At 59.0% G+C, this 14,227-nt stretch carries 14 protein-coding genes; 2 read left to right on the top strand and 12 right to left on the bottom strand.

Annotated elements, in window-relative coordinates; all coding sequences use genetic code 11:
- Nucleotides 1-110: 110 nt before the first annotated feature.
- From G463_RS0104530 to G463_RS22770, 4 genes are all read right to left on the bottom strand, one after another.
- A complete protein-coding gene (locus G463_RS0104530; protein WP_026974211.1) occupies nucleotides 111-680 on the bottom strand; it encodes an HDIG domain-containing metalloprotein in 570 nt (189 codons plus the stop codon).
- On the bottom strand, nucleotides 677-1,318 hold the full coding sequence (locus G463_RS0104525) for a YktB family protein (RefSeq protein WP_026974210.1): 642 nt from the start codon (nucleotides 1,316-1,318) through the stop codon (nucleotides 677-679). The genes G463_RS0104530 and G463_RS0104525 overlap by 4 nt, the downstream gene beginning before the upstream one ends.
- Before the next feature lie 234 nt (nucleotides 1,319-1,552).
- Nucleotides 1,553-2,428, bottom strand: coding sequence for a hypothetical protein (locus G463_RS0104520; RefSeq protein ID WP_026974209.1), 876 nt, complete (start codon nucleotides 2,426-2,428; stop codon nucleotides 1,553-1,555).
- Nucleotides 2,429-2,536: 108 nt separating this feature from the next.
- Nucleotides 2,537-2,674, bottom strand: a complete 138-nt coding sequence (locus G463_RS22770) for a hypothetical protein (protein ID WP_156900092.1) — start codon at nucleotides 2,672-2,674, stop codon at nucleotides 2,537-2,539.
- Between the two features lie 563 nt (nucleotides 2,675-3,237).
- Here G463_RS22770 and G463_RS22765 point away from each other — a divergent pair.
- Entirely contained in the window at nucleotides 3,238-3,408 is a 171-nt protein-coding gene (locus G463_RS22765) for a DinB family protein (protein ID WP_156900091.1), read from the top strand.
- Between the two features lie 327 nt (nucleotides 3,409-3,735).
- Here the strand turns inward: G463_RS22765 and G463_RS0104505 are convergent, their stop codons facing one another.
- Both G463_RS0104505 and G463_RS18790 read right to left on the bottom strand, forming a co-directional pair.
- Nucleotides 3,736-5,109 (bottom strand): ribonuclease H-like domain-containing protein, encoded by a 1,374-nt coding sequence (locus tag G463_RS0104505; protein WP_026974208.1) that lies wholly within the window; start codon nucleotides 5,107-5,109, stop codon nucleotides 3,736-3,738.
- Nucleotides 5,110-7,380, bottom strand: a complete 2,271-nt coding sequence (locus tag G463_RS18790) for a DEAD/DEAH box helicase (protein WP_084171212.1) — start codon at nucleotides 7,378-7,380, stop codon at nucleotides 5,110-5,112.
- 242 nt (nucleotides 7,381-7,622) lie between these two features.
- Between G463_RS18790 and G463_RS0104495 the strand changes: the two genes are divergently transcribed.
- A complete protein-coding gene (locus G463_RS0104495) occupies nucleotides 7,623-8,189 on the top strand; it encodes a transcriptional regulator (RefSeq protein ID WP_026974207.1) in 567 nt (188 codons plus the stop codon).
- 25 nt (nucleotides 8,190-8,214) lie between these two features.
- On the opposite strand, the gene G463_RS18785 is transcribed toward G463_RS0104495, so the two are convergent.
- The 6 genes from G463_RS18785 to leuS form a co-directional block, all read right to left on the bottom strand.
- Nucleotides 8,215-8,715 carry a DUF402 domain-containing protein gene (locus tag G463_RS18785; RefSeq protein WP_051321929.1) on the bottom strand — a complete coding sequence of 167 codons (501 nt, stop codon included), beginning with the start codon at nucleotides 8,713-8,715 and terminating at the stop codon, nucleotides 8,215-8,217.
- Complete coding sequence (gene ytvI, locus G463_RS18780) at nucleotides 8,712-9,911, bottom strand: sporulation integral membrane protein YtvI (protein WP_084171211.1); 1,200 nt, start codon at nucleotides 9,909-9,911, stop codon at nucleotides 8,712-8,714. Before ytvI ends, G463_RS18785 begins: the two co-directional genes overlap by 4 nt.
- Nucleotides 9,912-9,940: 29 nt before the next feature.
- The gene (locus tag G463_RS0104480) at nucleotides 9,941-10,120 is read right to left on the bottom strand and encodes a hypothetical protein (protein ID WP_026974206.1); all 180 of its coding nucleotides are present in this window, start codon (nucleotides 10,118-10,120) and stop codon (nucleotides 9,941-9,943) included.
- A 176-nt stretch (nucleotides 10,121-10,296) separates the two neighbouring features.
- Nucleotides 10,297-10,719 carry an NAD-binding protein gene (locus G463_RS0104475; protein ID WP_026974205.1) on the bottom strand — a complete coding sequence of 141 codons (423 nt, stop codon included), beginning with the start codon at nucleotides 10,717-10,719 and terminating at the stop codon, nucleotides 10,297-10,299.
- Between the two features lie 160 nt (nucleotides 10,720-10,879).
- Complete coding sequence (locus G463_RS0104470) at nucleotides 10,880-11,575, bottom strand: FadR/GntR family transcriptional regulator (protein WP_051321928.1); 696 nt, start codon at nucleotides 11,573-11,575, stop codon at nucleotides 10,880-10,882.
- A 151-nt stretch (nucleotides 11,576-11,726) separates the two neighbouring features.
- Nucleotides 11,727-14,141, bottom strand: coding sequence for a leucine--tRNA ligase (gene leuS, locus G463_RS0104465; RefSeq protein WP_026974203.1), 2,415 nt, complete (start codon nucleotides 14,139-14,141; stop codon nucleotides 11,727-11,729).
- Between the last annotated feature and the right edge of the window lie 86 nt (nucleotides 14,142-14,227).

Raw genomic sequence — 14,227 nt, 5'->3', positions numbered from 1 at the left:
GCGAAAGCGGCCGCCAAGACCTCCCCCAACGAAGCAGAAACATTCACACAATAGCTTCGCGCAACGGGGGCTTGATTCCTGCCGCCGCTCTCCGCATTTGTACACCAATTTCATGCAGACGTTGCGCCGTCCAGTCCAAGGACCGACGAAATCTCCGTCAGTGCCGCCGTGACAAAGGCGATGTGTTCGTCCAGCGAGACCCCCAATTCTTCCGCGCCTTGATAGACATCCTCGCGGCGAACGCCACGGGCAAACGCCTTGTCCTTCAATTTCTTTTTAACGCTTTTCACTTCCACGTCCGCCAGGTTGCGGGTAGGCCGAACCATGGCCACCGCCATCACGAAGCCGGACAATTCGTCACAGGCAAACAGGGCCTTCGCCAGCAGCGTGTCCCGCGGCGGTCCGTTGTGCGCGTGGCTGCGGATGGCGTCAATCATCGACTCCGGATATCCCTGCTCGCGCAGGATGCGTGCGCCCACCACCGTGTGCTCTTCGGGAGAGGGGTATCGTTCATAGTCAAAGTCGTGCAACAGCCCGGTCAATCCCCACAGTTCCACATCCTCCCCGTACTTTTTCGCGTACGCCCGCATCGCCGCCTCCACCGCGTAGGCGTGCTTGAGCAGGGATTCACTCTCCGTGTATTCGTGCAGCAGCGCCAAGGCCTCGTCTCTGCTCTTCATCCCAGAACGCCCTCTTTCGTCGCCAGATCGTAGAGCGGCGTCACCACCGCAAAGCAGTTCTGCACCCGCTGCATGAACTGCGCCGATGACAGCGTCACCGCCTCCTCCCTCGGAATGCGGATCCCGACCAACAACTCACCCTGCTTTAACGATGCGAGCCGGTCGGCCATTTCCACCAACCGATGCCGATCCACCTCCGCGGCCGATTCCCCGGCCGGATTGGTGTGATCCAGAAACCACTCAAAGTGGCCTGGAATCCGAGCCACCACGTCCGCGGCATGCCGCTTTACCTGTGCCGCAAAGTGCGCCCGGTCCCCCGATTCGGAAATCAGGCCAAACGTCGCAAACGCGTGCGTTTGCCACAATCCCACCTGAAAATGCGGATGTTTCTTGTAGCCCCGCTTGTCCGAACAAAAAGCGACCCAACTATCGTTTGGCGGATTGACCGTCCGTCGGGCATGTTTGGCGACATGGGCAAACATCTCCACACCCAACTGTTCCGACAAGAACGGAGCCAAGTCTTCGCCCAGCTGCACCAGTTTGGGGCGCACCCGCTGTTTCAGCACCTCCATGCGCGCCTCCAGACCGGGCACGGAAAAGACGTCGAAATCCGCGTCGGTAAAGCCCTGAAACTGCATCACGTCCCACTCCTTGTCTGTTCAAGACGCCAATAGGCTTGCCACCGCCTGTCCGCAAACACAAGCGGCGTCGTTGGCTGACATGCCCGCGTCTTCTCTGATTCCAAAGTAACGAAGCCTGTCCTTGGCTGCAAGTTATCCGGCGGAAAACCTGCTGCAGAACAGGCATGGTTTGTGCAATGGCACGGAGTGGGGGAGCGGTGCGCCGGACTGGATGCGCGCGCCTCACTGGTTTCAGGTGACCGAGGACACCGCCGCAGCGTCGTTCGCAATGGTCACATAGGAACTGGGCATGGCGTTGGGCAACTCCGTCTCGGTCCAGATGGCGGCGGACAACAGTTCCAATCCCGTTGTCCCGTCCTCCCTTTGCAGTTCCATCGCAGGTTGAAAGACAACGTTGCGCACGTTGGCCGAGAAATGCACGGAGCAGTAGATGGTTGCAGTTTGCTGCGGCAGAATCTCCGTTCCGCCTGCCGGTACGGACCGGGCGTTGGCGGGAATGGAGTCCACTTGGTCATTCAATCCGGCGATGACGTGGTAATTGTCGATGGCAAAGTTGCCGGCCTGCGCCAGTCGAACAAACCGAATCGGTCGGTCAGTTGGATTTGTCACGGCGAATTCATAGATGCGGGAAGACATGTACGGCCCCCCGGCACCCCCAAGCCCCTGGTCAATGTGAACCCAATTCACCGGGTTTGGGATGGGAGCGGTGGATACCGTGGCAAATGGGAGTGTTCGCTTCCACCCATTGGTCTGCACCGTAATGGAGAGTGGATAGTTCCGCTCCTGTCCGGTCACCGTACCGGTCAGGTGAACCAAGAAGATTTTTTGCTGGCCCTGAGAGCGAGAATCCGTCTGGATGTTCCCGAGCGTGAGTCCCGGCACCTGCGGAACCGTGACAGCGGTCACCTGAGCCGCTGACGATGGATTCTGACAGCGAAGTTCGTATTGAAGCGGAACGGGAAACGCCTGATTGCCCATCACATTGATGGCCCAACCGCCCATGCCAAGCCACTGCTCCGGATGCTCAGGTTGCGGCGCCGGACTGCATCCCGATGCCGCCGCTACGCACACCGCCGAGCACACCCCAAGAAACCACACTTTCCGCACTATCATCACACCCCCAATGATTTTGAATCGTACGCGAGCTGCAGAATGACACTGCCCGCATAGGCCAAAACCATTTTGCGTGTGCGGGCAAATTTCCAGTGATTGAACTCAGGAGTACCCCCACTGGACCACGTATGCATTGATCTGACGAATGCGCTGACGCAGCTGCGCCATGTGACCTGACGAAAATTCCACACCATCCAAATCTCGAGTCAACGCATGCAGCCGCTCATCGGCGGTTTTCATAGACTGCCTTTCCTGCAGATGTTTGCAACGTCACCAAAGAATCATTGTAAAATTTAGATCAATGTGTCCCCGGTCCGGTGATATATCCGTCCGACTTAAAGTTTGTAAAGTGCCCTTGGGGCAATTTCAGATGAAGTACCTCTTGCTGTAATCCAGATTCATCAGTACTAAAGGCCTGCGTTGTCAGTGCTCCGTGATCTGTGTTGTATTCAACCTTAGTCATCTCAGGATCAGCCTTCGCTGAGATTTCAACAACCTTTGGTCCTACCCCTTCTAAACATTCCAATCTAGTAAAATATATTTTCAGATGTATCTAATCCGGTCCAAGCAGTCTGTTTGCCCGAATGGAAGCACAACGTATGGGCTGTACCACTACCATTGAGATCCGCCAAACCTCACTTTACAAACGTTCATACTGTTTGCGCAACCTGATATTTTGACGCAGCATGCCTGCATCGGTGTACAAATGAAAATCCAAGAAATGATATGATGAATGCGTATGGACGGCGCGGGCAACCGCCGTACAGGCTACACGTGCCAAAGTGCACAAAGGGGGAGTACTGATGGACGATTTACAGTACCCAATCGGCAAATTCAATCCAGGCACCATCACGCCGGAGTTGCGACAACAATGGATGTCTGAGATTTCCGAGTTACCCAAGCGCCTCGCGTCCACCGTCGCCCACTTGACACAAGACCAGTTGGATACACCCTACCGCCCCGGTGGTTGGTGACTGCCAACCGTGAAGCGAATATATCGGTATATCTCGTCTCCGTGCTGCTCAAACAGGGTTCGGGCCGCTTCGGAAGGACTCATCACTTTTCCTCCCCCTTTGCTGGATTATTGATCATACCGGTCACTTTGTTACAAAAAGGAAAGCGCCTTGGCATCACCAAGGCGTAAAGCGTAAAGCAGTTTAGAGTCGATTTTCCTAAGTGTAGCCGTGGATCGGAGTGAACAATCCGTCACATTTCCGCGCCATGTAGAGAGTCGGAGCCGGCAACTGTTCGGGTGTCATCTCGAAAGTCAAATTCATAAGGGTGTCTCGCGTTGCTCGCGCTCATGCGTCCCTGGTTTGCCGACGCTCCGCTTTCCGCATCACCCGCTGCAGACGATGGCGCAGCGCCATTACCACCGGGTGATGCGTCGCGCCCTGCTCTTCGCTCGCGGCTGACCGCCCGTTCCCATCGAAAAGTCCTGCTCGAAGGGCCAGCAGTGACCGCTCCAGTGCGCACTCCGTCCATCGGCGAGCCATGTCATAGTCCCGCAGCCGATGCTCGGCATATTTCGCCAGTTCCACAGCGGGCGGAACCGTCCACGAATAAAGGTGGACGAGCTTCTCCCAGATCTCCGCCGCTTCCTCCCATCGTCGCCGTCGTTTGAGATGCATGCTGTAGAGCCAGTAGCTGCGCCAGTCCGCATCCGGACAATTCAGCGCCGACACGAAACACGCCGCCGCCAAATCATACTCCTGCCACTCGTCGTAGTAACGCCCTACTGCGGTCTGGACCTGGGCGGAGGTCACGGGAACCGTTCCCGCCAGCACACCGGCCAACATGGCAGTGAGAGGAATCAAACTGCAGACATCCGTGCCGTTATGGTCAAACACCGGCACCAATCCTTGGACATCACGCGTGTCAAAGTAGGCAAAATATCGGTCCGGCGCTTCCCTGCCCGGTACGTCATCGGTCCGCACCAGCCCCAGCACCGATTCCTCCACGGTCCGCAGTGTAATCCGTTCCAATTGCGATTTCCAAAGCCGCCGACTGGGGTGCAGCAGATCCAGCTGAGGGATGTCGGGCACAGCCTGGCGATACATGGCCATCCGATTCTTCAGCAGCGTCCAGTCAAACGACTTGCCGTTGAACGTGACCATCACCGTTCCGTCGGTGAACTCGTTCTGCCACAGAGCCTGAAGCAGCTGCGGCTCGCTGCCGTAATCCTCGAGAAAATACTGCCGTAGCACCAATTCGTCTCCGTCCACGCGGCCAACGGTGTGCAGAAACGGTATGGTGCCGGCCCCCGTACCGAGTCCGGTGGTTTCCGTGTCGTAGAACCGGAGCGCCTCCACGGTTGCGGGTTGCACCCGTCCAGCCCGAAACAGCGCGTCCAAAGGGACATGGAGCAAGTCCGAAAATCGACCTTGCCCGTGACGAGTCAGCAGATCATAGCGCAGCTCCCGCAGCCAGGCACAGGGGGTTCCATCCCATTTCACTCCGGCTGGCAGCACCGGCTGAAAGCCCAACTCCAACAACGGATGCGCATCAGCCTCCGCCGAGACGGTCATACCGGAGTGTGGATGACGTTCCGACTTCAACGGTTCCATTTCCAGCTCGGGCTTTTCTCGACCGCTAGCCTCGCCTCCCGGTCTTGGCTCCTGGCGCCCCACCGACTGATGCAGCGCCGCCAGCCGTTCTGACAGTGACCGCCCCACCTATGCGAGCACCTCTTTCTCCACCGGTTGCACACGCTGCAGCAACTGTATCACCAACGATTTGGCCGCAGGGTCTGTCTGGGCGCCGATGCACGATGGACAACCGGACTCACACGAACATTCCATCACCATCTGCCGCGCCGTGGCAAACACCTCATCGGCGGTTCTGTATACGCGCTCGGAGATGCCGACGCCGCCAGGATACGCATCGTACAGATACAGTGTGGGCAGAGCGTCCAAGACGTCGCGAATCTGCACCGTGGCATGGATGTCCCCGACCGCGCACATGCAGTGCAGCGAAGCCGCCTGTTTCAAGGCGTAGGCAGCGCCGAGCAGCGCCGTTTCCCATTGCTGATTGTCAAACGGCAGCACATCCCGCCGCCATTGACACCAGTAGCCGACGCTGTGCAGTTCCGCTTCCGGCAGGTGAATTTTTCCCCAGCCCAGATTTTCGTGGGTGTCGAATTTAATCTTCTTGAACAGAGTGGGCATGGCGTTCACCATCACTTCACCCGTTCGATGGGTGCCGTGCTGGCCCTGCTTCTCCGCCAACACATCCAGCACCTGAAGTCGCACGGCCAACTCCGCATCGGTGTAATAGTCCGCTTCCACGGCCCGTACGAATGCCTTTCCGTTTTCCAAATCCAGCCGCTCGACCTGATAGGACTTTGACTGGTGCAGGTAGATGGCTTCCTCGTGCAGCATGGTCAGCGCACTGAACCGGTCCATTTCACCAATGACGCGGGGGCGGGCCGAACTCTCATCCACAATGACCACATTGTCCTGCGCCGCGCTGCGCAGTGACACACTGTGGCTCGGCAGTGCGTCGGACATCCAGAAGTAGCGTCCGTCGCTCCCCCGATGCAAGACGCGATGGTCCGCCAGATAGTCGAGCAATTCCCCCGTGGTTTCCACGCCGAACGTCTCATCCGCGGTGAACGGCAGTTCGTACGCCGCACATTTCACATGATCCGCCAAAATCAACAGATTCTCCGGGTGTAGTCGCGCCGCTTCCGGCGGACTGTCCAGCACCGCCTCCGGATGCCGGACCACGTACTGATCCAGCGCTGACGCGTTGGCGATGAGCAGGCTCACGGATACCCCCTGACGCCGTCCCGCCCGGCCGCTCTGTTGTCGGAAAGACGCGATGGAACCGGGGTACCCGACGGATATGGACGCTTCCAATGAGCCGATGTCGACGCCCAATTCCAGCGCGTTGGTGCTGACCACCCCGCGGAAGTCCCCGGATCGGAGCCCTTGTTCAATCCGCCTGCGCTCATTCGGCAAATACCCTCCGCGATAACCAAAGACCCGATTTTTCAGCCGCTCGGGAACATCGTGTTTCCAGTAGGCGCCCAACACCTCCACCTGGTTTCGCGTCTTCACGAACGCGATGGTGGAAATGTCCTCTTTCAGGAGTCGCGCGCCAATGCGGCGCGCCTCCCGCAAGGCGGACCGACGCAAACCCAACTGCGGCTGCACAATTGGCGGATTGTAGAAGATGATATGCCGCTCCCCCTGCGGTGCCCCCGATTCGGACACCAGATGCACAGCGTCGTCTATCAATTCGCGGCCCAGTTCCTCCGGATTGGCGATGGTCGCGGAACAGAGGATGAACTGCGGCGAACTGCCGTAATAGCGGCAAATGCGCTGCAGGCGACGAATCACGTTGGCAACATGGCTGCCAAACACGCCGCGGTAGATGTGCGCTTCATCCAGCACCACGTATCGCAGGTTTTCAAACAGCCGCAGCCATTTCGTGTGGTGCGGCAGCATCGCCGCGTGCAACATGTCGGGATTGGTCACCACAATATGCCCGGCTTCCCGGATTTTTTGACGCGCATGCATCGGTGTATCGCCGTCGTAGGTGAACGACTGCACGTTGGTGCGAAGGTGGGCCACCACCTCGTGCAGTTCGGCCACCTGATCTTGCGCGAGCGCCTTCGTCGGAAAAATGTACAAGGCCCGTGTCCCCTCATCCTTGCAGATGGCATCCAAAACGGGCAGGTTGTAACACAGCGTCTTGCCGCTGGCCGTTGGCGTGACCACCATCACATGGCGTCCCGCGTGCACCGCCTCCAGCGCTTCCGTCTGATGCGAATACAGTTGTTCAATGCCTTTTGCCGCGAGCGCCGCGCGCACCTGCGGATGAATCCAGTCCGGCAGCCCCCGGTGGCGCGGCGGACGTGCCGGCTGAACCGCCCAGTGCATCACCTGGTCTACGAACGTCGGGCTTCGCCGCCACTCCTCCAGCAGCATGGACAATTGCATCGCGGCCACTCCTTTCTGTACTTCCATGAGAATTCTGCACCCGGACGCGAACTCCTGTTCGGATTTCTCGAAAATCTTTCACCCGCCCCGCCGATAGGGTTCACTCTACGAATTTTTTCTTGTGACTGGTCACCTTGCGGCCGTTGGTTCATAGCATGTTATAGACCCTCTGTTCGGGCATTGTATGAATCTCGTAAAGCGTGGAAATAAAGTATAGTACAGACGCGAGGGAGGAATATTCTGTGGAAAATGCGGAAAAGTGGGTGGCCAGATCCGACGCGTGGACGCCTGAGGACGATCAACGTCTGGCATCCATTGTCCTCAATCACATTCGCAGCGGCAGTACGCAGTTGCGCGCCTTCGAGGAAGCCGGTAACGAACTGGGGCGTACCGCGGCGGCTTGCGGATACCGCTGGAACGGTGTGTTGCGCAAGGGCCTCCGGGCGGAAATCGAGGCTGCGAAGCGGGACAGAAAGACGGCACAGAAAGCGGTGTCTCCAGGATTGCGCCGCAATCCCCAAATCGCAAACCCAGCCGCGAGCGATTCCATTCAGGACGTCATCCTGTTCTTGCAGGCCTATGACCTGCAATATCAAAAACTGAAGGTGCAGCTGGAAAACTTGCAACTGGAAAACGAGCGGCTGCAATCGCGCATTCGGGAACTGGAGTCGACGGTTGCCGAAAGCGGCCAGATCCAATTGCTCGAATTGACGCCGCAACAGTTCGAACAAGATTCGAAAGCGTTGTTCGCCATCATGGAGCGCGCCCGCAAGCTGTTGGAGTCGGACAACGAGCCGCGAAACGAATGATATTCACCGTCGGCACCGGTGGTGTTCAGCCGCCAGCGCGCCGGCCCCCGCTCCACTGTCTCCATCGCGTCGCGGTCTCGGTGGAGAACGGTCCACGCCGTTCGTTGGCGAGACGGATGAGCTCCGCGCTCGCCTGCGTGACGGCCGTTTGCCATGCTTCCGGGTACTGCCGCCGCCGCAGCGCGTATTCATCCTCGTCGAGCACCTGCACGCGCCCGTCCGCAATGACCACGTCCAGGTCCAAATCCACAAAAGAAATCACTCGTTCACCCGGCCGATACACGGGCGGCGTGATGAGGTTGCAATAATACTCCGTCGCATCGTCCTTCAGCAGCAGGAAGACCTGGTAGAATCGATCCGGCCAGAACAGCCCCACCACCGGATAGGCGCTGCTCCAACGCCGCCCATCCGCTTCCATCACCGGCCATCCGGCAGCAATCCAGAACGCCCACGGATGATCCGTGGGTGCAACACGTTCCCAGACGCGGTGGGCGCTGCCCCAGGCCTTGCGGCTCACGAGTCTCACGATTTTATCTCCCCGCGCGCACCGTTCTGCCGTCCTTCTCCGTCCGTTTTCGGTTCATCCTCCGCTGGTGTCGACGCGTCCCTCGGCGCCGCCCCCATCTCCACTGCGGCAACCGCATCCGGGAAGAAGTCCATGAACAGGCGAATGCGCAGCAGCGACTTGATGCCAATCAGCACAATCGGCCCTAGGAACAGACCGAGGACCCCCATCAATTTCATGCCCACGTACATGGCGAACAGCGTCGACAATGTATCGAGGCCCACGCTGTCTGCCAGGATCTTCGGCTCGACCACGTGCCGAACGAGCGAAATGCCCAACTGCAGCAACAGCACCTTCACAGCCAGCGGAAAATCCCCGATGACAAAGGCGCCAATCGCCCAGGGAACGGTCAGAATCGCCGATCCGAGAATGGGCACCAACCCAGAGATACCGAACAAAATGCCGAGGATGACTGCGTACTGAATCCCCGCAATCCACATGCCGATGATGCCGAGCACGGCGGACATCAACATCAGGACGACCTGAGCGCGAATCGTGCCGACGAACGCCTTCATCATGTCGTCAATGACCACCTGCACCTTGCCCGCCCACCCCGGCGGCAGGGTCTTGAGGAAACTGCGGAACATGCGGTTGCGATTGACGAGCATGAAATAGGTGGTGATAATGGCAATCACCGTGACGAACATCGACTCCGGCAGGTGCGTCACCGATTGAATCAGCGTTCCGGCCAGACCGGAGAATATGGTTTGGATGCTGCTGAAGAAGTGTTTCGCGGTATCGTTCAGCTCATTGGCGATGGTCGGGGGCAATTTCCCGAAGACTGCCTTCCCCAGCGATAACTGCTGTGTGAACCACGATTGAATCAATCCGAACTGATCCGTGATGGTGCTCGTCCACATGGTCGCTTCCCGCGCGACCGCAATCACAACGTACGTGGAGATGGCCACCAGAATGATGACGATGCTCCCGAGCACGGTGAACACGGCCGCCACCCGATTGACCCCGCGATGCTCAAGGCCACGCACCAACGGCAACAGCATGATGGCGAAAAAGGCGCCCACCACAAACGGCAGGATGTAGTCAAACACCTTTACAAAGGCCCAGCAGACCACCACAATCAGGACGAGCAGCGCCAGGACTTCGGCCAGTCGTCCGAGATACCGCCTCACCAATGGGTCCTGGGTCCGGAATCGCACGAACGTCCCACCCTTTCAAACCGACCTGTCTATCGGTTCATGACTTTCCGCTTGCTCGCAAACCCAGCACCCGCGCCAAGGACGGCAAGCACAAACAGCGTGACGGCAATGGCCGGTCGCTGTTCAGCCAGCATCACACTGCCGACAGCAAAGCACGCCATCACCAATAGCGCCACGAAAAAATAGATCACCTTCGCAGTCCGCGACACGAAAGTTCCTCCTTTCACTCCACAGCGCCCGTTCAGGCCGTACCCCGATGATAGCATAAACCAGAAGGGCGCGAGCTTGAAGACGCCGGCCGCCTCGGACAAAACACAGCGCCGATGCACATGCATCGGCGCTGTGACCGTATTCCCTCGACAATGCAAATATTCAACACGATGAGTTATGCCGTAACATAGCTCGGCAGACTCGTGTGCAGTTTCATCCACGCCTGGTCCACAGAGTTCGCCACAATCACCTGATGGGCTCCACACCGGCGATACACCGATTTGCGCACCGCGTCCCGCGTGACCACCATCACCTGGGGAATGCCGGCCTCCCTCAGAGATTGCGTGATCAACGCGGTTTTCACGAAGTTTTCGTCCTCGTGCACAATCGCCACGTCAAAATGCTCCACAGCCACTTTCTCGCGAACCTGATTTCTTCGTCCATGCACCTGCAGAAGGTCGTCTCCAAACCATTGCAACAACCGGACGTGATACGCATCCACACAATCCAGCACTCGCACGTGCAGCCCCAACTGGCGTGCACGGCGCACGTACGTCAAGCTCTCCTTGCCAAAAGCCGCTATCAGAAGTTTCGGCATCCTTTGTTCCCCCGCATTCCGCAGAGCATTCATACATTGATGATAGCGCTTACATTCACAGTATACCCCATCTCGAGCAAAATGAGAAGGGGAACTGCCTACCGAACATGCGCTTTGTCCCCCCCTCGGCCATCCGTCCATCCGACGAACCACGCCGCCGTTATCGAGCCTCCAGTCCACGCCGGCGCAGCAGGGCCGAACTCATCTCGTCACCAAGCGCGAAAGCGATGGACCGCGCACTGTCGGCGCCCCCCGCCGCCACGGCGTCGAACAATCGCCGGCACACCTCCGTGCCAGCGGGCCGAACCGGCTGCAAATAGCGCAGCAGACTGCGCAGCGCCTCCTGCAGGACGCGAAGCACGTTCTCAAACAGCACGTTGCCGGAGCAGACGGCGAGTTGAAGATAGAATGCCAATTCCGCCACTACCGCCTCTTCAGCGCCGGGCGTCGCGCACTCTAACCGAAACAGAGCCTGCGCCAACTCGGCCAAACCGGCCTCCGTCCGCCGATCCGCCGCAATCCCCGCCGCCCCTGCCAACGCGGCCGCCGTCAGTTCCACCAACTGCACCGATTCGCTCGGCGCCAACAGCACCGCGGCGTCCACCGGTTCCATCCACATCTCAATGCCGGCCGTTCGGACGTACGTCCCATCGCCGTGCCGAACCTCAATCAGCCCCTGACCGCGCAGCGCGCCCAGCGCCTCCCGCACCGTGGCGCGGCTGCAACCGAACGCCTCGGCCAATTCGGACAGTGTGGGCAACCGATCACCGGGACGAAGCACGCCCGCTTCAATCCGTTCACGGATTTCATTGGCAATGGCCGCGTACAGTTTTTGATCGCGGACAGATGGCGCCATCTCCATCTCCTCCGGGCACCGGCCCCGTCCTCTCAAAACAATACGAGCGACGAGGAACGCTGGCGAAGTGGTCCGCCCCCTTCGTCCGGAGGGCGGACAGATACTTCTAGCCAATTCCTCATCGCTCGCGCAAAATCCTGCCTGTGGGCCGTCAGCCCTGCACCACCAGGTTCACCAGGCGACCCGGAACGTAGATTTCTTTTTTGACGACTTTACCATTCAACCACTCGGCCACGTCCGGCGCAGCCTTTGCGGCGGCAATCGCCGTCTTGGCGTCAGCGTCCGCCGCCACCACCAACTTGGCGCGAACCCGGCCGTTGATCTGCACCGCGATTTCCACCTCGTCATCCTTCAACCATTTCTCATCGTAGGTCGGCCAGTCTGCCTCGAACACGGATGTAGTGTGTCCCAGCATCTCCCACAGCTCTTCGCCGAGGTGCGGGGCAAACGGCGCGATGGTCACGACCAGCGTCTCCAGCGTGGCTTTGTCCAGCCCCTTTTCCGCTTCCGGCTGCAGCGCGTTGACGTACTCCATGAACGCGCTCACCGCGGTGTTCAGGCGGAAACTGTCCATCCGTTCCTGCAGCGTCGCGACGAAGCGGTGACGCAGTTTTTCCAAGGACGGACGAGTGGCCGCCGGATGGTTGGCATTCGCCGCGACCAGGCGATAGACGCGGCCGAGGAAGCGGGCAACGCCCTCGAGACCGTTCGTGTTCCACTCGGCGTCATCCTCCGGCGGCCCCATGAACAGCTCGTACATCCGCAGTGCATCCGCCCCGAACTGCTCAATGATGTCCTCCGGATTGACCACGTTGCCTTTGGATTTACTCATCTTCGCGCCGTTCAGCGTCACCATGCCCTGGTTGAACAGGTGCTGGAACGGCTCGTCGAAATCAATCAAACCGAGGTCGTGAATGACCTTCGTGAAGAACCGCGCATACAGCAGATGCAGCACCGCATGCTCCACGCCGCCAATGTACATATCCACCGGCAGCCACTTGTTGGCGGCCTCCTTGGAGAACGGCGCCTGATCATTGTTCGGATCGGGATACCGCAGAAAATACCAGCTCGATCCGGCCCACTGCGGCATCGTATCGGTCTCGCGGCGCGCCGGTCCGCCGCACTTCGGGCACGTGGTGTGCACGAACGACTCAATCGCGGCGAGCGGGGATTCCCCGGTGCCGGTGGGTTCATAGCGCTCCACATCCGGCAGCGTCACGGGCAGTTGTTCGACCGGTACGGGCAATGTGCCGCATCGATCGCAGTACACAATGGGAATGGGCTCGCCCCAGTAGCGTTGGCGCGCAAACACCCAGTCCCGCATCCGGTAGGTGACGGTCTGTTCGCCAATCCCCCGCTCGGCCAGAGCTTCGACAATCGCCTTTTTTCCTTCCTCCACGGTGAGTCCGTCAAACGGTCCAGAATTCACCAGTCGGCCGGGGCCGACGTACAATTCCCCGTCGCCGACGCTGCTGTCTTCCGGCGCCACCACCGTGACAATCGGCAGGTTGAACGCCTTTGCAAAATCAAAGTCGCGCTCGTCGTGAGCGGGCACCGCCATGATAGCGCCGGTTCCGTACTCCATCAGTACGTAGTCGGCAATCCAGATGGGGAGGTCGCGGCCGGTCAGCGGGTGAACGGCATAGGCGCCGGTGAACACCCCGGTCTTGGTCTTATCCACAATCTGCCGCGCCACCGCCGACTTTTTCAGCGTTTCCTGCACGTACGCTTCCACGGCCGCCCGCTGTTCGGCGGTTGTAATCTGAGCCACCAGCGGGTGTTCCGGCGCAAGCACCATGTAGGTGGCGCCAAACAGCGTATCCGGCCTTGTGGTGAACACCTCGAGTTTTTCGGAAGTCCCTTTCACGTCGAAGTGAATGCGCGCGCCCTCACTTCGGCCAATCCACGCGGCCTGCATGCGCTTGACTTTGTCCGGCCAGTCCAGTTTGTCCAGATCATTCAACAGCCTGTCTGCGTAGGCTGTAATCTTCAGCATCCATTGATTCATCTCGCGCTTCGTCACTTCCGTGCCGCAGCGCTCGCAACATCCGTCCACCACTTCTTCGTTCGCAAGCCCCGTTTTGCAGCTCGGACACCAGTTGATGGGCATCTTTTTGCGGTACGCGAGCCCCCGTTCGAACATCTTCACAAAGAAGTATTGCGTCCATTTATAGAATTCCGGACTGCTGGTGTTGATCTCCCGGTCCCAGTCGTACATCGCGCCAATTTCCTGCAGCTGCTTCTTGAAGTTCGCGATGTTGTTGGCTGTCGAGACGGCGGGATGAATCCCCAATTTGATGGCGGCGTTTTCCGCGGGCAGCCCGAACGCATCCCAGCCCATGGGATGCAGTACTTCATATCCTTGAATGGTTTTATAACGGCTCCACACGTCAGATATGGTGTATCCCCGCCAATGGCCCACATGCAGACCATTGCCCGACGGATACGGAAACATGTCGAGGCAGTAATATTTCGGCTTGCCGCTGTCCTCCCGGACTTTGTCCACGCCCGTCTCACGCCAGCGCTTGCGCCATTTCTCCTCAATTTCACGATGGTTGTAATTCATTTCGACCAACTCCTGATAGCCCGATTTGGCGTATATGAAAAACCTCTCGCCCAGTTCTGGACGAGAGGTTGGTCATCCTGCGGTAC

The sequence above is a fragment of the Alicyclobacillus contaminans DSM 17975 genome (assembly GCF_000429525.1).
Lineage (GTDB): Bacteria > Bacillota > Bacilli > Alicyclobacillales > Alicyclobacillaceae > Alicyclobacillus_A > Alicyclobacillus_A contaminans.
Note: the sequence above shows the minus strand (reverse complement) of the source record. Positions and strands in the feature narration are given on the sequence as shown.